Origin of the sequence: Micromonospora terminaliae (genome assembly GCF_009671205.1) — a bacterium.
Classification (GTDB): Bacteria; Actinomycetota; Actinomycetes; order Mycobacteriales; family Micromonosporaceae; genus Micromonospora; species Micromonospora terminaliae.
Map to the genome: position 1 here is coordinate 3693412 of NZ_CP045309.1, position 18115 is coordinate 3711526.

An 18115-nucleotide genomic window follows, 5' to 3' on the forward strand; every position below is an offset into this window, starting at 1 on the left:
GCGCAACCGCCCGGTCGGCGTGTCGGAACGCGGAACGGCGGGACCCCTGGTAACGCCCAGGAATCCCGCCGTGACGCAGGGGCAGCGGTCAGCTCACCGCGGCGAGGAACTCGCTGTAGAACAGGCCCAGCGCGATGGCCACGCCGATGCCCGCGATGATCCAGAACCGGACCACGATGTTGACCTCGCTCCAGCCGGCCAGCTCGAAGTGGTGCTGGAGCGGCGACATCCGGAACACCCGCTTGCCGGTGGTGCGGAACGAGATGATCTGGATCACCACGGACATCGTGATGATCACGAAGAGGCCGCCGATGATCGGCAGCAGCAGGATGGTCCGGGTGGACATCGCCATGCCGGCGATGAGGCCGCCGAGGCCCAGCGCGCCGGTGTCACCCATGAAGATCCGGGCCGGCGACGTGTTCCACCACAGGAAGCCGACGCACGCCCCGGCCGCCGCGCCCGCGATCAACGCGATCTCCAGCGGGTCCCGGACCGTGTAGCAGTACGCCTCGGTGTAGTTCGGGTCGGCGCACCAGTGCCGGTACTGCCAGAAGGCGATCAGCGCGTACGCGGCGAGGACCATGACCGAGGCGCCGGTGGCCAGGCCGTCGAGGCCGTCGGTGAGGTTCACGCCGTTGGTCGCCGCCATCACCACCAGGATGATGACGATCACCGCGCCGATCTTGCCGATCTCCAGGGCCGGGATGTCCCGGATGAAGCTCAGCATCGTGCTGCCGACCGTCTCGGTGTTGGTCGCGTTGCCGCGCACGTCGGTCATGCTGCTCGGGAAGTAGAGCGCCACCACGCCGAAGATCGCGCCGACCAGGATCTGGCCGGCGAGCTTCCCGCGCTTGTTGAGGCCGCCGCTGTGCCGCTTGCGGACCTTCAGGAAGTCGTCGATGAAACCGACCGCACCGGAGAACACCATGAGCCCCAGCAGCACCAGCGCCGTGATGGTCGGCTCGACCTGGGCGATCTGCGCGTCCGGCAGGGTGGTCAGGGCCAGGTGACCGGCGACGTACGCGATCACCGTGGCCAGGATGAAGACCACGCCGCCCATCGTCGGCGTGCCCTTCTTGCCCTGGTGCATGGCCGGGCCCTCGGCGCGGATCGGCTGGCCGGCCTTGAGCCGGGTGAACACCTTGATCGCGATCGGGGTGCAGAAGAGCGAGATCAGGAAGGCGACCCCGATGGCGACGATCACCGCCCTCATGCAGCCGACTCCTTCTCGGCGTCCGCGCGCAGCGCGTCGGCCACCTCCCAGGTGCGGTACCGGGAGCCCTTCACCAGCACCACGTCACCGGGACGTAGCTCGCTCCGCAGCACCTCGACGGCCGCCGCCTGATCGGTGAGCAGCACCGACTCTCCTCCCCAGTTGCTTACCGCTGTCGCGCCTTCGTGGATCGGCGCCGCCGGCTCGCCCACCACGAGCAGCCGGTCGACCCCCAGCTCGGCCGCCAGGCGGCCGACCTGCTGGTGCCCCTCCCGTTCGAAGTCGCCCAACTCGGCCATGTAGCCGAGCACCGCGACGGTACGCCCCGTACCCCGCATGCTCGCCAGTGCCCGCAGCGCCACGCCCGTGGAAGCCGGGTTGGCGTTGTACGAGTCGTCGATCACGGTCACCCCGTCGGGACGCTCGAACACGTCCATCCGGCGGGTGGAGACCAGGCCCAGCTCGCCCAGGGCCACCGCCAGGTCGGCCAGCGGCAGGCCCAGCTCCCGGGCGACCGCCGCGGCGGCCAGCGAGTTGGACACCTGGTGCCGGCCGGTCAGCCCGAGCCGCACCGGCGCGCTCCCCTCCGGCGTGACGAGGGTGTACGACGGGCGGCCGCGCCCGTCCAGCGTCACGTCGACCGCGCGCACGTCGGCCCGCTCGGACTCGCCGTAGCGCACCACCCGGGCCACGGTGCGCGCCGCCATGGCGTCGACCCGCGGGTCGTCGGCGTTGAGCACGGCCAGCCCGTCGGCGGGCAGCGTCTCGACCAGCTCGCCCTTGGCCAGCGCGATGGTCTCCACCGAGCCGAACTCACCGATGTGCGCCACCCCGACGTTGAGCACCACGGAGATCCGGGGCGGCACCACCTCGCACAGGTAGCGGACGTGCCCCACCCCGCGGGCGCCCTTCTCCATCACGAGGTAGCGCGTCTCCGAGCCGGCCTGCAGGGCCGTGTACGGGTGCCCCAGCTCGTTGTTGAACGAGCCGGCCGGGGCCACGGTCGGACCGAGCCGGACGGCGAGCTGGGCGATCAGGTCCTTGGTGGTGGTCTTGCCGGAGGAACCGGTCAGCCCGATGACGGTCAGCCCGGGCAGCCGGTCGACCACCGCGCGGGCCAGCCGGCCCATCGCGTCGAGCGCGTCGCCGACCAGCACCATCGGCACGCCGGGGACCTCGCGGGTGCCGAGCACGGCCACGGCGCCCGAGTCGACCGCGTCGGCCGCGTAGTCGTGCCCGTCCACCTTCTCGCCGGGGAAGGCGACGAAGAGGCCGCCGGGGGTGACCTTGCGGGAGTCGAACTCCACCGAGCCGGTCACCCGGGCGTCCGGGTCGGCGGCGACGAGCCGGCCGTCGACGGCGGCGGCCACCTCGGCCAGGGTCAGCGGGATCATCGCTGCCCCACCAGGTCGCCGAAGCGGGCGCGCAGCGCCTCCGCCAGCTCGACCCGGTCGTCGAACGGCAGCACCTCGCCGTTGATCTCCTGGCCGCGTTCCTGTCCCTTGCCCAGCAGCGCCACGATGTCCCCCGGTTCCGCCACCCGGACCGCCTCCTCGATGGCGGTGCGCCGGCCCGGCGCCTCGATGATCCGCGCGCCGGTGCCCGCCGCGTACGCGCCGGCCAGCACCTCGGCCCGGATCGCGGTCGGGTCCTCGGTGCGCGGGTTGTCGTCGGTCACCAGCACCACGTCGGCGCCCCGCGCGGCGGTGGCGCCCATCACGGGCCGCTTGCCCCGGTCCCGGTCGCCGCCGGCGCCGAGCACACAGATCAGCCGGCCGCCGGTGAGGCCGCGCAGCGCCGTCAGGACCGCCTCGATGGCGTTCGCCTTGTGCGCGTAGTCGACGACCCCGCGTACCGGGGCGTCACCGCTGACCAGTTCCAGCCGGCCGGGCACGCCGCCGCAGGCGGCCACCCCGCGGGCCGCGGTGGCCGGGTCGACCCCGGCGGCCACGAGCGTGGCGACGGCCAGGAGCGCGTTGGCCACGTTGTGCCGGCCGGGCAGGGCCACGCCGGTGGGCAGGGTCACCCCGTCCGGGCCGTGCACCGTGAAGTGCTGCGCGTACCCCTCGCCGCCGACGCCGTCGGCCCACCAGGTGGCGGCCGGGTCGCCGGCCGCCGAGTAGGTCACGGTCGCCGGCTTGAGCAGCGGCCGCAGCGCCGGGTCGTCGTGGTTGAGCACCTCGACCCGGCAGCGCCCGTCGAAGAGCTTCGCCTTGGCGGCGAAGTAGTCCGCCTCGTCGGCGTGGAAGTCCAGGTGGTCGGAGCCGAAGTTGGTGTAGCCGCCGACGTCGAACCGCACGCCGCCGACCCGGCCCATGGCCAGGGCGTGGCTGGAGACCTCCATGACCACGGTGTCCACCCCGCGCTCGCGGGCCACCGCCAGCATGGCGTGCAGGTCGGTCGCCTCGGGCGTGGTCCGGACGCTGTCGATCACCAGGTCGCCGAGCCGGGTCTCCACGGTGCCGATGAGGCCGGTGGTGTGCCCGGCGGCGCGCAGCCCGGACTCGATGAGGTAGCTCGTGGAGGTCTTGCCGGCGGTGCCGGTCACGCCGATCATGGTCAGCCCGGCGGTCGGGTCGCCGTAGACGGTGGCGGCGACCTCGCCGAGCACCGCCCGGGGGTCGTCGACGACCAGCACGGGCAGGCCCGCTGCGGCGGCCAGCGCGACGCCGGCCGGGTCGGTCAGCAGGGCCACGGCGCCGGCCCCGGCCGCGGCGGCGGCGAACTCCGCGCCGTGCCGGCGGGCTCCGGGCAGGGCGGCGTACAGGTCGCCGGGGCGGACCTCCTGGCTGGCGTGGGTCACCCCGGTGACGGCCACCTCGGCGGCCCCCTCCGGCGGCGCGACGGCCAGCCGGGCGGCGAGGTCGCCGAGCCGGACGGGATTCACGGTGGCGGGTCGTGGATTGCCGGGCACGGCGTCAGACCCTACCCGGTCGTCCGGTTCCGACCGCACAGCCGCCCCGGTGGTTCGTCGCCACTCACCGATGATGTCCCGCCCTCCCGGCTCAGTGCGGAAAGACCTCGAACTTCGGGGACTTGTTGGTCGCCGAGGGCGGCACCCGGTAGTGCCGGAGAGTGAAGGACATGATGTCCCGGAAGGCCGGCGAGGCCAGCGCCCCACCCTCGCCGCCCGGGCTCCAGACGAAGACCGCCACCACGTACCGCGGCTTCTCGGCGGGGGCCATCCCGATGAACGAGGCGACGTCGCCGGGCTGGCGCTTGCCGTTCTCGTAGCGCAGGCCGGTGCCGGTCTTGCCGGCCACCCGGTAGCCGGGCACCGCGGCGGGCAGGCCGGTGGCCCGCCCGTCCGGGCCGTCGACCGTGGTGACGGCCTCCAGCATCCGGCGCAGCGCGGCCGCGTTCGCCGGGCTGAGCACCGAGCGGGTGACCGGGGCGGCACCGGGCTTCTTCTTCCCGTCCGGGCCGATCACGTTCTTGATCAGGTGCGGCTGGACGTACGTGCCGTCGTTGGCGATCGCGGCGTACGCGGCGGCCATCTGCAACGGGGTGGCGTCCACGCTGTGCCCGATCGGCACCGACCCGTACGACGAGTCGCTCCACTCGCCGGCGGGGAGCAGCCGGCCGGTGGCCTCCCCGGGCATGCCCTCGCCGGTGGGCTGCCCCAGCCCGAACCGCTTCTGGTAGTCGATCAGCCGGTCCCGGCCGAGCTTTTCGGCGATCTCGATGGTGCCGACGTTGGACGAGAAGGCGAGCATCCCCGGGATGCTCATGGTCCGCCCGTTGGCCGGGTGGGTGTCCGTGAAGGGCACGTCGCCCTTGGTGACGCTGTTGGCCACCGGGAAGGTCGTGTCCGGCGTGATCACACCCTCCTGGAGGGCGGCGCCGTAGGTGATCGCCTTGTGGATCGAGCCCGGGTCGACGATGAAGCTGGTGGCGGCGTCCTCGCGGTCGGCCGGCGAGTTGACCTTGGTGGGGTCGGACGCGTTGTAGGTGGGGTAGCTCGCCTGGGCCAGCACGTCGCCGGTGCCGACCTCGATGACCACGGCGGCGCCGACGCTGTTCCGCGTCTGGGCCATCGCGTCGGACAGGATCCGCTGGGTCTTGAACTGGACGTCGCGGTCGACCGTGAGCTCCAGCGAGCTGCCCGGCTGGGCCGGGGTGGTCTGGCTGTAGCCGCCCGGGATGGGCGCGGCCAGGTCGCCCTGCCCCACCTCGTACCGCTTCCGGCCGGGCTTGCCCTCGAGCACGTCGTCGTACTTCGCCTCGAGCCCTTCCAGGCCGTTCATGTCCTGGCTCACGAAACCGAGCAGGTTGGCGGCGAGGTCACCGCCGGGCACCTCGCGCCGCTCGTCGCGGTGCACGCCGATCCCGGCCACGTCCAGCGCCATGATCTGCTTGGCCCGGTCGATGTCGACGCCGCGGGCCAGGTACTCGAACTGCGACCAGCCGCCGCCGGGCAGCTTGCGGGGCTTCATCTTCCCGGTCAGCTCGGAGGCGGGCACCCCGAGCAGCGGGGAGAGCAGCCTGGCGGTGGCGACCGGGTCCTTGACCTGGGTGGGGTCGGCGAACACGTACCGCGCCTCGACGCTGTGCGCGAGGGGGGCGCCCGTGCGGTCGTAGATCGCCCCGCGTGGGGCGGGCAGCTCGACCACGGCGAGCCGGTTGGCGAGCCCGCCGTCGGCGTACGCCGGGGTGCTCACGGTCTGGAGGAAGACCAGCCGGATGCCGATGCTGGTGAAGAGCGCCAGCACGAGCAGTGTGCCGAGCCTCAGCCGGCGGCGCGGGTCGGCGAGCTTCGGCGGGCGGCGCGGCTTGCGGACCGGCCGCCGGGCCGCGGCCGGACGCGCGGGGCGCCGCGGACCGGGCCGGCGCCGGGGCGGCGGCGCCTCGTCGTCGTCGAACGGCTCGCGCACCGGCCGGGCGGAGACGGTGCGCACCACGCCGGCCCGGCCACCGGCCGCGGTCTCCCGGCGGCCGGTACGGGTCGCCCCGGTACGGCCGCCGTCGAGCACCTGCAGGGCCGGACGGAACGGGTCACCGGAGCGGCTGCTGCGCGGGGTACGCCGCTGCTCGGCGCCCCCACCGGTCCGGGCGGCGCCGCCGCCCTCCCGGATGGTCCGGCCTCGCGGCGTGTACGCCCGGGCGTCGGAGATCCCGCCGACGCCCGGCTCCCGGTGCTCCGCGCCCCGGGACGAGCCGCGCCGGGAGCCCGTGGCGTCCCGGCGCGGATCCTCCGATCTCGGCGGCACTGCTCAGCCTCCGTTGCCCTGCTGGCTGGTGATCGCGGGCGCACCCTCGACCGGGTGCGGGACGCCGATCACCTTCCCGTCCGGGAGCCGGATGTAGGCCAGCTCGTCGGAGTCGACCAGGCCCAGCTTGCGGGCGTTGGCGGTCAGGTTGCCGGGCGCCTTCTGGTCGGCGATCTCCTTCTCCAGCTGCTGCTGGTCGACGTCGAGCTTGGCCTGCTGCTGCTGGAGCTTCTCCAGCTTGAACGCGTTCTCGTTGATCTTGGTGTTGACCGCCAGGATGCCGAGCACCCCGCCGACCACGAGCACCAGGATCAGCCCGACGAACGGCGCCCGCGGCACGCGGACCGGCGGCGGCGGGGCGACCCGCAGCCGCGGCGAGCTGCCGCCGGTGGTCCGGGCGCGCTCGGCCGGCTTCAGCGCGGCGCTGCCCTGCGTGGGGAACTCGCGCGCCCCCCGGGCACGAGTCTCCCCCCGGCGGTCCGGCCGGTCGGCCGCCACCGTCGACGTGCTGCCGCGCGGGGCACGCTGCGCCGCGGTCCGGCCCCCCGACCGCGGTGCGCGCTGCCCGATGCCGGTGTCCCGGCCGTCGCGCTGGTTGACGTTCATGTCCCCTCCCCCTCTTCGTCCGTCCCGTTCCCGTCCCCCGGCGCCGACCGCGGGTCCGTACCGGACCCCGGTGACCCCGTCCCCGGTTGGTGCATCGCCTTCACCCGGCGGCGGTACCGTTCGCGGTCGGTACGCCCCTGCCGGGCCGCCTCCGGATCGAGCCGCTCCGCGGCCCGCAGCCGCACCGAGGCGGCGCGCGGGTTCGCGGCGACCTCGGCCTCCCCGGGCAGCTCCGCGCCCCGGCTGAGCAGCCGGAACGTCGGACCCGACCCGGGCAGTTCGACCGGGAGGTCGACCGGGCCCTTGCTGCGGACCCGGTCGGCGAGCGCCTGCTTGGTGAGCCGGTCCTCCAGCGAGTGGTAGGACAGGACCACCATGCGGCCGCCCACGGTGAGCTTGTCCAGGGCGGCCGGCAGCGCCGTCTCCAGCGCTGCCAGTTCCCTGTTTACCTCGATCCGTAAAGCCTGAAACGTTCTCTTTGCCGGGTGTCCCCCGGTTCGTCGGGCTGGTGCCGGAATGCTCTCCCGGACCAGCTCGGCCAGTCGCGCCGACGAGGTGATGGGCGCCCGCTCGCGCTCCCGGATGATCGCCGAGGCGATCTTCCCGGCGAACTTCTCCTCGCCGTACACCCGCAGCACCCGGGCCAGGTCCGGGTGGGAGTAGGTGTTGACCACCTCCTCGGCGGTCACCCCCCGGGTCTGGTCCATCCGCATGTCCAGCGGCGCGTCCTGCGCGTAGGCGAACCCGCGGTCGGGCGCGTCCAGTTGCAGGGACGAGACCCCGAGATCGAAGAGGATCCCGTCGATGGCCGGGTAGCCGAGCCGGTCGAGCACCTCGGGCAGCTCGTCGTAGACGGCGTGCTCCAGGTGGATCCGGTCGGCGAACCGGGCCAGCCGGACCCGCGCGTGGGCGAGGGCCTCGGTGTCCCGGTCCAGGCCGATGAGCACCGTGTCCGGGTGCGCCTCGAGCACCGCCTCGGCGTGCCCGGCCAGGCCGAGCGTGGCGTCGACGTGAACGGTGCGGCCGGGCCGGCCCAGTGCGGGGGCCAGCAACTCGAGACACCGCTCGAGCAGCACCGGCACGTGCGTGCCGCGTAGCTCCCCCATCTCGACCCCCACTGGTTGAATCCCGCTTCCGTCCCTGTGTCCGTCGTCGCCACGACGCCTCGCCATACCGCCAGATCCCCATCCGCTCCCGCCCGCCGGAGGCCGCGGCCCTCCGTATCGGATCGTGCGCCTGGCACCGGGGAAGGGGTGCCAGGAACTCGAAAGCGGCTGGAGATCTCGCAGTACGTCGGGCGCCGTCACGCCCTACAGACCGCCGGGCAGCACCCCCTCCTCGATGTCGGCGAAGTCGTCTTCGCTCTCCGCGAGGTAGGCCTCCCAGGCCGCCCTGTCCCAGATCTCCACCCGGGTGCTCGCCCCGATCACGACCAGGTCGCGCTCGAGGGCGGCGTACGACCGGAGGTGCCCGGGGATGGTGACCCGTCCCTGCTTGTCCGGCACCTCGTCGTGCGCGCTGGCGAAGAAGACCCGGCTGTAGGCCCGGGCCGCCTTGCTCGTCATCGGCTGCGCGCGCAACTGGTCGGCGATCCGCTGGAACTCGGGCATCGGGAAGACGTAGAGGCAGCGCTCCTGCCCTTTGGTGATCACGACACCCCCCGCCAGCTCGTCCCGGAACTTCGCCGGAAGGATCAACCGGCCTTTGTCGTCCAGGCGCGGAGTGTGGGTGCCGAGGAACATCGGCCCAACCCCCTCGCCCTGAGCGGCGTTCGCGGCGCCGCTGACCCCCCGGGCCGGTGCGGCCCTCCCGGCCTCACCATCGCGCCCCACTCTACTCCACTTCCCTCCACCCGCAACCAGAAACGCCCGCGTGGCGTGGCGTTTGCGCGCGCAAAACCGCACGTCAACGCGGGTGGGGCGGAGTGGAGGGGCGTGGCGCGCCCCCACCGGGGTCCGCTTCCCGACATTGATCGACTCCGTCCGGCGGAACGCGCGCTGGCCGTCCGCCGCACCTCCCCAGCCGAACGGATCGCCGTCGGCGGCGATCTGGGGGGCACGGTGGTCCGGTAACCTCGCTCGGGTGACGGACGCGAAGATGCCCCTGCGGGCAAAGGTGGCCAGCTCCGTGTCGCGGACCGCCGCGGCGCTGTCGCGGGCCGCGGGCCGCGGCGACGGCTCGGTCATCGGCGGCTGGATCGGCCTCAAGATCGACCCGGACCTGCTCGCCCACCTCTCGGCCGGGCGGGCCATCGCCCTGGTGTCCGGCACCAACGGCAAGACCACCACCACCCGGCTCACCACGGCCGCCGTCGGCGTGCTCGGCCGGGTCGCCACGAACTCCTTCGGCGCCAACATGCCCACCGGGCACACCTCGGCGCTGGCCAAGGCCGGCAGCACCCCCTACGCGGTGCTGGAGGTGGACGAGCACTACCTCGCCCAGGTGCTCGAGGCCACCGAGCCGCACGTGGTGGCGCTGCTCAACCTCTCCCGCGACCAGCTCGACCGGGCCAAGGAGGTCGCCATGATGGCGCAGCTCTGGCGCGCCGCGCTGGTCCGGCACCCCGACGTGCGGGTGGTCGCCAACGCCGACGACCCGATGGTGGTCTGGGCGGCCACCCCGCCGGCCGACCCGGCCCAGGGCCACATCCCGCCGCACGTCACCTGGTTCAGCGCCGGCCAGCGCTGGCACGACGACTCCTGGGTCTGCCCCGAGTGCGGCTCCACCATCCAGCGCTCCGGCGAGCAGTGGTGGTGCACCGGCTGCCCGCTGCGCCGCCCGCAGCCGCAGTGGACGGTCGAGGACGACGGCGTGCTCGACCCCACCGGCGCCTGGCACAAGGTGCAGCTCCAGCTCCCCGGCAAGGTCAACCTCGGCAACGCGGCCACCGCCCTGGCGGTCGCCGCCGAGTTCGGGGTACGCCCCGTGGACGCGGTCTCCCGGCTCGGGGTGGTCACCTCGGTGGCCGGCCGCTACGCCCAGGTCGACCGGGACGGGCGCAACATCCGGCTGCTGCTGGCCAAGAACCCGGCCAGCTGGCTGGAGGCGTTCGACATGGCCGACGTCGCGCCCACACTGCTCTCCATCAACGCGCGCGACCCCGACGGGCTGGACACCTCCTGGCTCTTCGACGTCGACTTCTCCCCGCTGGCCGGCCGGCAGGTGCTGATCACCGGCGACCGGGCCTACGACCTGGCCGTACGCCTCGACGTCAACGGGGTGCCGTTCCAGCACGTGCGGACCTTCGACGACGCGGTCCGCGCGGTGCCGCCGGGCCGGCTCGAGGTCATCGCCAACTACACCGCCTTCCAGGACATCCGAGCGGAGCTGGACCGTGTCAACTGAGAGCCTGCGCATCGTCTGGATCTATCCCGACCTGCTGTCGACCTACGGCGACCGGGGCAACGCGCTGATCCTGGCCCGCCGGGCCCAGCTGCGCGGCATGCCGGTCGAGGTGCTGGAGGTCCGCTCCGACCAGCGGCTGCCCGCCACCGCCGACATCTACCTGATCGGCGGCGGCGAGGACGGCCCCCAGGCGTTGGGCGCGCAGCGGCTCATCGCCGACGGCGGCCTGCACCGGGCGGTGTCCCAGGGCTCGGTGGTGTTCGGGGTCTGCGCCGGCTACCAGCTGCTCGGCACCTCGTTCTTCGCCAAGGGCACCCGGTGCACCGGCCTGGAACTGCTGGACATCTCCTCCGACCGAGGTCCCACCCGGGCGGTCGGCGAGCTGGCCGGCGAGGTCGACCCGCGGCTGGGCATCCCGTACCTGACCGGGTTCGAGAACCACGGCGGGCGGACCCACCTCGGGCCCGGCGTGTCGCCGCTGGCCCGGGTGACGGCCGGGGTCGGCAACGACGGGACCACCGAGGGCGCCTGGCGCGGCAAGCTGCTCGGCACCTATTCGCACGGCCCGGCGCTGGCCCGCAATCCCGCCCTGGCCGACCTGCTGCTGCGCTGGGCGACCGGCGTGCACCAGCTCCCCCCGCTCGACGACACGTGGGCCGACCGGCTCCGGTCCGAGCGCCGCACCGCGGTGGCGGACGCCGCGAGGGCATGACCGGCGCCGCCCGGCCGTGGCGGCGACGATCCCGCCGGTTCGCCCGGCTGCTCCGGCAGCCGTCGGCGCGCCGGTTCGCGCTGCTGCTCCTGCTGCTCGCCGGGTTCGGCGTCGCGCTGCTGCTGGTCCCCCGCCCGGACCCGGGCGACCTGCCCCGGCTGGCCGACTCGCTCGGCGGGTACGCGCCGGTCGCCGCCGTGGTGGGCGGCGCGCTGCTGCTCGTGGCGCTGGTCCCGCGTACCTTCGTCACGCTGGCCGCCGGGGCGATCTTCGGTCCGGTGCAGGGCGCCGCCTACGCCCTCGGCGCGGCGCTGCTCGCGGCGGCGCTCGGCTTCGCGGTCGGCCGCCTGCTGGGCCGGCAGTTCGTCGCCGAACGGGTCCGCGGCCGGCTGGCCCGCCTGGACGGCTGGTTCGCCCGGCAGAGCGTGTTCGGCGTGATGACCGTCCGGCTGCTGCCGATCGCCGGGTTCGGGCTGGTCAGCTACGGCTACGGCACCACCGGGGCGCGGGTGCTGCCGTTCCTGGCCGGCAGCGTGATCGCCGCGGCCCCCACCGCGATCGGCTACGCGGCCATCGGCGCGGCGGTCAGCTCCCCCGACTCCATCAACTGGTACGCCGCGGCCCCGGCCAGCCTCGGCCTGATCGCCAGCGCGCTCATCATCCACCGCTGGTGGCGGGCGGAGCGCCACCGCCGGCTGGGCCCGAGCTGAGGTGACCGACCTGTCGCCGAAGAACACCGTCTACCGGGACTCGCCGGCGGGGCCCTGCTGGTGGCGTTCCTGGACTGGGACCTGGCCGGGCCGGGCCGGCGGATCGAGGACGTGGCGTTCGCCGGCTGGCACTGGAGCGCGCTGGGCGGCGAGGCCGACCCGGCCGAACTGGCACGGCGCTGCCGGCTGCTGTGCGACGCCTACGAGGTGGCGGCCCCCGGGGTGTCCCTGCCGCGCGGCGACCTGGTCGCCGTCATGCTCGACCAGCTCGACGGCACCTGGCGGGGCATCGAGGCCGGCGCCGACCGGGACGAGCCGGGCATGCGCCGGCTCCGCGCGGCGGGCGCGGTCGACACGGTACGCGGCTGGCACGGGTGGTTGCGCCGGCACCGCGCGACGGTCGAGGCGGCGCTCGCCGCCACCTGACGGCGCCCGCCGCCCGTCCACCGATGCCCAGCGGCAGAGCCGACCAGGTGTCCGCGAGCGCCTGTCGAGCTGACATCAGCAGCAACTCATGAGTCGCTGACGACATCAGCTCGACAGCGACGCCGAGACGACCGCCGGGGTACCGGAAAGTGCCGACCGCCGGCGGGAACCCTGGCCGGAACGCGCCGGAGGCGCGCCCCGGACCCGGGACGCGCCTCCGCCGCACCGACCGCCTCAGGCGACGACCGAGACCATCCGGCCCTTCACCACGATGACCTTGCGCGGCTCCTTGCCGGCCAGCGCGCCGGCCACGGCCTCCAGCGCGGCCGCCCGGACGTCGTCCTCGGACGCGTCGGCGGCCACCTCGACCCGGCCCCGGACCTTGCCGTTCACCTGCACGGGGTAGGTCACCGTCTCGGCGACCAGCAGCGCCGGGTCGGCGGCCGGGAAGTCCGCGTACGTCAGCGAGGTGTCGTGGCCCAGCCGCCGCCACAGCTCCTCGGCGACGTGCGGGGCGAACGGCGCCACCATCAGCACCAGCGGCTCGGCCACCTCGCGCGGCGTCTCGGCCAGCCGGGTCAGCCCGTTGGTCAGCTCGATCAGCTTGGCGATGGCGGTGTTGAACCGGATCGCCTCCATGTCGCCGCGGACCCCGTCGATCACCTTGTGCAGCAGCCGCCGGGTGGCCTCGTCGGCCGGCGCGTCGGTCACCCGCACCGCGCCGGTCTGCTCGTCGATCACGGCGCGCCAGACCCGCTGCAGGAACCGGTACGAGCCGACCACCGCCCGGGTCTCCCACGGGCGGGACACCTCCAGCGGACCCATCGACATCTCGTACACCCGGAAGGTGTCCGCGCCGTACGCCGCGCACATCTCGTCCGGGGTGACGACATTCTTCAGGGACTTGCCCATCTTGCCGTACTCGCGCCTGACCTCCGTCTCGCCGTGGAAGTAGCGGCCGTCGACCTCGACGACCTCCTCGGCGGGTACGTAGGCGCCGCGCGGGTCGGTGAAGGCGTACGCCTGGATGTAGCCCTGGTTGAACAGCCGGCGGAACGGCTCGAAGGACGTGACGTGGCCCAGGTCGTACAGCACCTTGTGCCAGAAGCGCGCGTACAGCAGGTGCAGCACGGCGTGCTCGGCGCCGCCGACGTACAGGTCGGTGCCCCCGCAGTCGCCCGCGCCGCGCGGCCCCATCCAGTACGCCTCGTTCTCCGGCTCGGCGAAGCGCCGCGAGTCGGTCGGGTCCAGGTAGCGCAGCTCGTACCAGCAGGAGCCGGCCCACTGCGGCATCACGTTGGTCTCCCGGGTGTAGCGCTTCGGCCCGTCACCCAGGTCCAGCTCCACCTCGACCCAGTCGCGCCGCCGGGACAGCGGGGTCTCCGGGTTGCTGTCGGCGTCCTCCGGGTCGAACGTCTTCGGCGAGAAGTCGTCGACCTCGGGCAGCTCGACCGGCAGCATCGACTCGGGCAGCGCGATCGGCGCACCGGTCTCGTCGTAGACGATCGGGAACGGCTCGCCCCAGTAGCGCTGCCGGGAGAACAGCCAGTCCCGCAGCCGCCAGGTGACCGCGCCGGCGCCGTAACCGTTGGCCTCCAGCCACTCGATGATCCGCGCCTTGGCGTCGGCCACCCCCAGGCCGTTCAGGTCCAGGCCGCGGTCGGGCGCCGCGCTGTTGATCGCCGGGCCGTCGCCGGTCCACGCCTTGCCGTCGAAGCCCTCCGCCGGCTGCACGGTGCGCACGATCGGCAGGTCGAAGACCTCGGCGAACTCCCAGTCCCGCTCGTCCTGCGCGGGCACCGCCATGATCGCGCCGGTGCCGTAGCCGGCCAGCACGTAGTCGGCGATGAAGATCGGGACCTGCGCGCCGGTGACCGGGTTGGTCGCGTAGGCGCCGACGAAGACGCCGGTCTTCTCCTTGGTCTCCGCCTGCCGCTCCACGTCCGTCTTGGCCGCGGCGGCCTTCCGGTACGCCTCGACGGCGGCCCGCGGGCTGGCGTGCCCGCCGGTCCAGGCGTCCTTCGTGCCCTCCGGCCAGGCGGCAGGCACCAGCACGTCGACCACCTCGTGCTCGGGGGCCAGCACCATGTAGGTGGCGCCGAAGACGGTGTCCGGCCGGGTCGTGAACACCCGGATCGGGCCGCGCTCGGTCGGGAAATCGATGTGCGCACCGGTCGACCGGCCGATCCAGTTGCGCTGCTGCAGCTTGATCGGCTCGGGCCAGTCCAGCGTGTCCAGGTCCTCCAGCAGCCGGTCCCCGTACGCGGTGATCCGCATCATCCACTGCTTCAGGTTCCGCTTGAAGACCGGGAAGTTGCCCCGCTCGGAGCGGCCGTCCGCGGTGACCTCCTCGTTGGCCAGCACGGTGCCCAGCCCCGGGCACCAGTTCACCGGCGCCTCCGAGACGTACGCCAGCCGGTGGTCGTCGACGATCCTCCGCCGCTCGCCCACGGTCAGCTCGGCCCAGGGCCGGCCGTCCGGGGTGGGCCGGGTGCCGCCCTCGAACTCGGCGATCAGCTCGGCGACCGGCCGGGCCTTCTTCGCGTCCGCGTCGTACCAGGAGTTGAAGATCTGCAGGAAGATCCACTGGGTCCAGCGGTAGAACTCGGTGTCGATGGTCGCCACCGAGCGCCGCTCGTCGTGGCCCAGCCCCAGCCGGCGCAGCTGCTCCTTGTACCGCTCGATGTTCGCCACCGTGGTGGTCCGGGGGTGGGTGCCGGTCTGCACCGCGTACTGCTCGGCGGGCAGGCCGAACGCGTCGAAGCCCATCGCGTGCAGCACGTTGCGCCCGGCCATCCGCTGGTAGCGGGCGTAGCAGTCGGTGCCGATGTAGCCCAGCGGGTGGCCGACGTGCAGGCCGGCGCCCGACGGGTAGGGGAACATGTCCAGCACGTACAGCTTCTCGGCGCCCGCGCGCGGGTGGGCCGGGTCGGCCAGCGGACCGACCGGGTTCGGCGCGTGGAAGGTGCCCTCCCGCTCCCACGTGTCCTGCCAGCGCTGCTCGATCTCCTCGGCCAGGGCGGCGGTGTAGCGGAACGGGGGGATGTCGGTGGCCGGTGCGGCTGCCTCACTCATGGCGTCTCCTCGGCGCAGGTATGTCGGATATCGGAGGTCTGCTGCGGGCATGAAAAAGCCCCTCGCGCAGGAGGGGCCGCCGTGCTGTCGCGCTCTCAGCGCATCAGCACGGCTCGGTAAGAAGCAGGAAGACTCCGGCCATGACCGGCAGTGTACCCCGTCGGCGGCTCGCGCCGGTCGCCCGCCGCCCGCAACGTGGGACGGCGTCGGCCGCTTCCGGCCGCCTCGGCACGGAAACCGGGACCCGGCTACCCGCCCGCGCGGCGGCCACACGTCCCCCGGTCCGGCGAATATTCCGGGCGTAACCGGCCGACCGGCTGCGGGGGTCGGCGACAACGAGAAACATGGTTAGCCTGAGAGGCCAGTGAGATTTTTGCGGCAGACGAGGCTCGGCGTCGCGAACCCAACGGCGGGTCCAGGTGCTCTATACAGAGCTGCCGTCCGGCGACGAGGAGGAGGCCCGTGACACAACAGACCTGGGACGAGGTGGGCGGTCTGCTGCCGCACGACGAGTTCCGCGCCGCCAGCGAGGCCATCGTGGCCAACATCGAGCAGGTCATCGAGGGCAAGACGGCCACCGTCCGGCTCGCCCTGGCGGTGCTGCTCGCCGAGGGCCACCTGCTGATCGAGGACGTGCCCGGCGTCGGCAAGACGAAGCTGGCCAAGGCCATGGCCCGGTCGATCGACTGCTCGGTGCGCCGGATCCAGTTCACCCCCGACCTGCTGCCCAGCGACGTCACCGGGGTCAGCGTCTACAACCAGGAGACGCACGACTTCGAGTTCCGGCCGGGCGCAGTCTTCGCCAACCTGGTGGTCGGCGACGAGATCAACCGGGCCTCGCCGAAGACCCAGTCGGCGCTGCTGGAGTGCATGGAGGAGCGGCAGGTCACCGTCGACGGCGTGACCTACCAGCTGCAGACCCCGTTCATGGTGATCGCGACACAGAACCCGATCGAGATGGAGGGGACCTACCCGCTGCCGGAGGCGCAGCGCGACCGGTTCACCGCCCGGATCGCCATGGGCTACCCGGACCCGGGCGCCGAGCTGGCCATGCTGGACGGCCACGGCGCCACCGACCCGCTGGACGGGCTGCGGCCGGTCTCCGACGCGGCCACCGTCCGCCGGCTGATCGGCCACGTCCGGCAGGTCCACGTCGCCGACGCCGTCAAGCAGTACGCGATCGACCTGGTCACCGCCACCCGCGAGGCACCCGACCTGCGGCTCGGCGCGTCCCCGCGGGCCACCCTCCAGCTGCTGCGCACGGCCCGTGCGGTGGCCGCCCTGGAGGGCCGCGACTACGTGCTGCCGGACGACCTCCAGGCCCTCGCGGTGCCGGTGCTGGCGCACCGGATCATCCCGACCGCCGACGCGCAGCTGGCCCGGCGCACCACCGACGCGATCGTCGCCGAGCTGGTGCACCGCCTCCCGCTCCCGCACGACCGCAAGCGCTCCCCCTACGACACCCGGCCCCCGGCCCCCAACAACGGGCGCGGGCCGTACGAGCCGCGGAGGCCGTGAGGTGCGCGACGGGCTGCGTGGGCTGACCACCCGCGGCCGCTCCTTCCTTGCGGCCGCGGTCGCCGCCGCGATCTCCGCCGCCATCCTCGGGGAGAAGGACCTGCTCCGGGTGGCGGTCCTGCTCGCCATCCTGCCGCTGCTCGCGGCGGCCTACGTCGGGCGCAGCCGCTACAAGCTCGCCTGCAACCGGTCGCTGGAGCCGCACCGGGTGCCGGTCGGGGCCAGCTCCCGGGTGGTGCTGCGGCTGCAGAACCTGTCCCGGCTGCCCACCGGCACCCTGCTGCTGGAGGATCGGCTGCCCTACGCGCTCGGCAGCCGGCCGCGGGTGGTGCTGGAGCGCCTCGGCGCCCACCAGGCCAGCTCGGTGGCGTACACGGTCCGGGCCGACGTGCGCGGCCGCTACGAGGTCGGTCCGCTGGTGATCCGGCTGACCGACCCGTTCGGGCTCTGCGAACTGAGCCGGGCGTTCCCCAGCACCGACCACCTGACGGTGATCCCGCAGGTCACCCCGCTGCCCCCGGTCCGCCTCCCCGGCGAGTACGCGGGCAGCGGCGACAGCCGGGCCCGCTCGGTGGCGGTGCACGGCGAGGACGACGCGGCCACCCGGGAGTACCGGATGGGTGACGACCTGCGCCGGGTGCACTGGAAGTCGACGGCCCGCACCGGCGAGCTGATGGTGCGCCGGGAGGAGCAGCCCTGGGAGAGCCGGGCCACCGTGGTGCTCGACACCCGCGCGGCCGGCCACCGGGGTGAGGGGCCGACGGCGAGTTTCGAGTGGGCGGTCTCGACGGCCGCCAGCATCGCGGTGCACCTGCGCCAGGCCGGCTACAAGCTGCGCCTGGTCACGGGCAACGGCGCGGACGTGGACGCCACCGAGGCCGGGGGCGAGGGCGTGCTCCTCGACCACCTCGCCGAGGTGCACCTCGACAAGCGCGGCGAGCTCGCCTCGCTGGTGCAGCAGGTGCGGCAGCGGGCCGACGGCGGCCTGATCATCGCGCTGCTCGGCACGCTGAGCACCGCCGAGGCCGAGCTGCTGGCCGGGCTGCGCAGCAGCGGCGCCACCTGCGTGGGCTTCCTGCTCGACAGCAACACCTGGCTGAACCTGCCGCCGAAGGCGCGGGCCGAGGCGGAGCACGCCCACGCCGCCGCAGTGCTCGCCCTGCTGCAGAGCGGCTGGCGGGTCATCGGGGTGGAGCACGGCAACCGGCTGCCGGTGCTCTGGCCGCAGGCGGCCCGCGGGTCGCAGGGCTTCGCGCTGCGGGCGGCGCTGGCCGAGACGGTGGCCGGAGGCGTGCGATGA

Annotated in this window: 14 protein-coding genes; 6 read left to right on the forward strand and 8 right to left on the reverse strand. The window is 73.8% G+C overall.

The annotated features are described in order from the left end of the window. Positions 1-88: 88 nt before the first annotated feature. From mraY to mraZ, 7 genes are all read right to left on the reverse strand, one after another. On the reverse strand, positions 89-1213 hold the full coding sequence (gene mraY / locus GCE86_RS16690; RefSeq protein ID WP_154227832.1) for a phospho-N-acetylmuramoyl-pentapeptide-transferase: 1125 nt from the start codon (positions 1211-1213) through the stop codon (positions 89-91). Next, positions 1210-2607 (reverse strand): UDP-N-acetylmuramoyl-tripeptide--D-alanyl-D-alanine ligase, encoded by a 1398-nt coding sequence (locus GCE86_RS16695; protein ID WP_154227833.1) that lies wholly within the window; start codon positions 2605-2607, stop codon positions 1210-1212. Before GCE86_RS16695 ends, mraY begins: the two co-directional genes overlap by 4 nt. After that, positions 2604-4166: a UDP-N-acetylmuramoyl-L-alanyl-D-glutamate--2,6-diaminopimelate ligase gene (locus tag GCE86_RS16700; protein ID WP_208818016.1), complete on the reverse strand. Its 1563-nt coding sequence runs from the start codon at positions 4164-4166 to the stop codon at positions 2604-2606. Before GCE86_RS16700 ends, GCE86_RS16695 begins: the two co-directional genes overlap by 4 nt. Before the next feature lie 52 nt (positions 4167-4218). Then, on the reverse strand, positions 4219-6423 hold the full coding sequence (locus GCE86_RS16705) for a peptidoglycan D,D-transpeptidase FtsI family protein (RefSeq protein WP_154227835.1): 2205 nt from the start codon (positions 6421-6423) through the stop codon (positions 4219-4221). A 3-nt stretch (positions 6424-6426) separates the two neighbouring features. Beyond that, positions 6427-7029 carry a cell division protein FtsL gene (ftsL, locus tag GCE86_RS16710; protein ID WP_154227836.1) on the reverse strand — a complete coding sequence of 201 codons (603 nt, stop codon included), beginning with the start codon at positions 7027-7029 and terminating at the stop codon, positions 6427-6429. Further along, complete coding sequence (gene rsmH / locus GCE86_RS16715; protein WP_154227837.1) at positions 7026-8135, reverse strand: 16S rRNA (cytosine(1402)-N(4))-methyltransferase RsmH; 1110 nt, start codon at positions 8133-8135, stop codon at positions 7026-7028. Before rsmH ends, ftsL begins: the two co-directional genes overlap by 4 nt. A gap of 204 nt (positions 8136-8339) precedes the next feature. Next, positions 8340-8771 (reverse strand): division/cell wall cluster transcriptional repressor MraZ, encoded by a 432-nt coding sequence (gene mraZ, locus GCE86_RS16720; protein WP_154227838.1) that lies wholly within the window; start codon positions 8769-8771, stop codon positions 8340-8342. A gap of 355 nt (positions 8772-9126) precedes the next feature. On the opposite strand from mraZ, the gene GCE86_RS16725 reads away from it, so the two are divergent. The 4 genes from GCE86_RS16725 to GCE86_RS16740 are packed head-to-tail and all read left to right on the forward strand — an operon-like array spanning position 9127 to position 12222. Next, entirely contained in the window at positions 9127-10374 is a 1248-nt protein-coding gene (locus GCE86_RS16725; RefSeq protein ID WP_154230538.1) for a MurT ligase domain-containing protein, read from the forward strand. Further along, positions 10364-11086: a type 1 glutamine amidotransferase gene (locus tag GCE86_RS16730; protein WP_154227839.1), complete on the forward strand. Its 723-nt coding sequence runs from the start codon at positions 10364-10366 to the stop codon at positions 11084-11086. Before GCE86_RS16725 ends, GCE86_RS16730 begins: the two co-directional genes overlap by 11 nt. Continuing rightward, positions 11083-11796 carry a TVP38/TMEM64 family protein gene (locus GCE86_RS16735; protein WP_154227840.1) on the forward strand — a complete coding sequence of 238 codons (714 nt, stop codon included), beginning with the start codon at positions 11083-11085 and terminating at the stop codon, positions 11794-11796. The genes GCE86_RS16730 and GCE86_RS16735 overlap by 4 nt, the downstream gene beginning before the upstream one ends. 60 nt (positions 11797-11856) lie before the next feature. Then, complete coding sequence (locus GCE86_RS16740; RefSeq protein WP_154227841.1) at positions 11857-12222, forward strand: hypothetical protein; 366 nt, start codon at positions 11857-11859, stop codon at positions 12220-12222. A gap of 234 nt (positions 12223-12456) precedes the next feature. Here the strand turns inward: GCE86_RS16740 and leuS are convergent, their stop codons facing one another. Further along, complete coding sequence (gene leuS / locus GCE86_RS16745; protein ID WP_154227842.1) at positions 12457-15297, reverse strand: leucine--tRNA ligase; 2841 nt, start codon at positions 15295-15297, stop codon at positions 12457-12459. A gap of 462 nt (positions 15298-15759) precedes the next feature. Here leuS and GCE86_RS16750 point away from each other — a divergent pair, with 462 nt between their 5' ends. Next, the gene (locus GCE86_RS16750) at positions 15760-16815 is read left to right on the forward strand and encodes an AAA family ATPase (RefSeq protein ID WP_154227843.1); all 1056 of its coding nucleotides are present in this window, start codon (positions 15760-15762) and stop codon (positions 16813-16815) included. 1 nt (position 16816) lies between these two features. Beyond that, positions 16817-18115: a DUF58 domain-containing protein gene (locus tag GCE86_RS16755; RefSeq protein ID WP_154227844.1), complete on the forward strand. Its 1299-nt coding sequence runs from the start codon at positions 16817-16819 to the stop codon at positions 18113-18115.

Bases quoted from the DNA above. Each gene is read 5' to 3' on its own strand.
- GCE86_RS16735 (WP_154227840.1), top strand. From the start codon at position 11,083: ATGACCGGCGCCGCCCGGCCGTGGCGGCGACGATCCCGCCGGTTCGCC.
- GCE86_RS16695 (WP_154227833.1), bottom strand. From the start codon at position 2,607: ATGATCCCGCTGACCCTGGCCGAGGTGGCCGCCGCCGTCGACGGCCGG.
- GCE86_RS16725 (WP_154230538.1), top strand. From the start codon at position 9,127: ATGCCCCTGCGGGCAAAGGTGGCCAGCTCCGTGTCGCGGACCGCCGCG.
- leuS (WP_154227842.1), bottom strand. From the start codon at position 15,297: ATGAGTGAGGCAGCCGCACCGGCCACCGACATCCCCCCGTTCCGCTAC.
- mraY (WP_154227832.1), bottom strand. From the start codon at position 1,213: ATGAGGGCGGTGATCGTCGCCATCGGGGTCGCCTTCCTGATCTCGCTC.
- mraZ (WP_154227838.1), bottom strand. From the start codon at position 8,771: ATGTTCCTCGGCACCCACACTCCGCGCCTGGACGACAAAGGCCGGTTG.
- rsmH (WP_154227837.1), bottom strand. From the start codon at position 8,135: ATGGGGGAGCTACGCGGCACGCACGTGCCGGTGCTGCTCGAGCGGTGT.
- ftsL (WP_154227836.1), bottom strand. From the start codon at position 7,029: ATGAACGTCAACCAGCGCGACGGCCGGGACACCGGCATCGGGCAGCGC.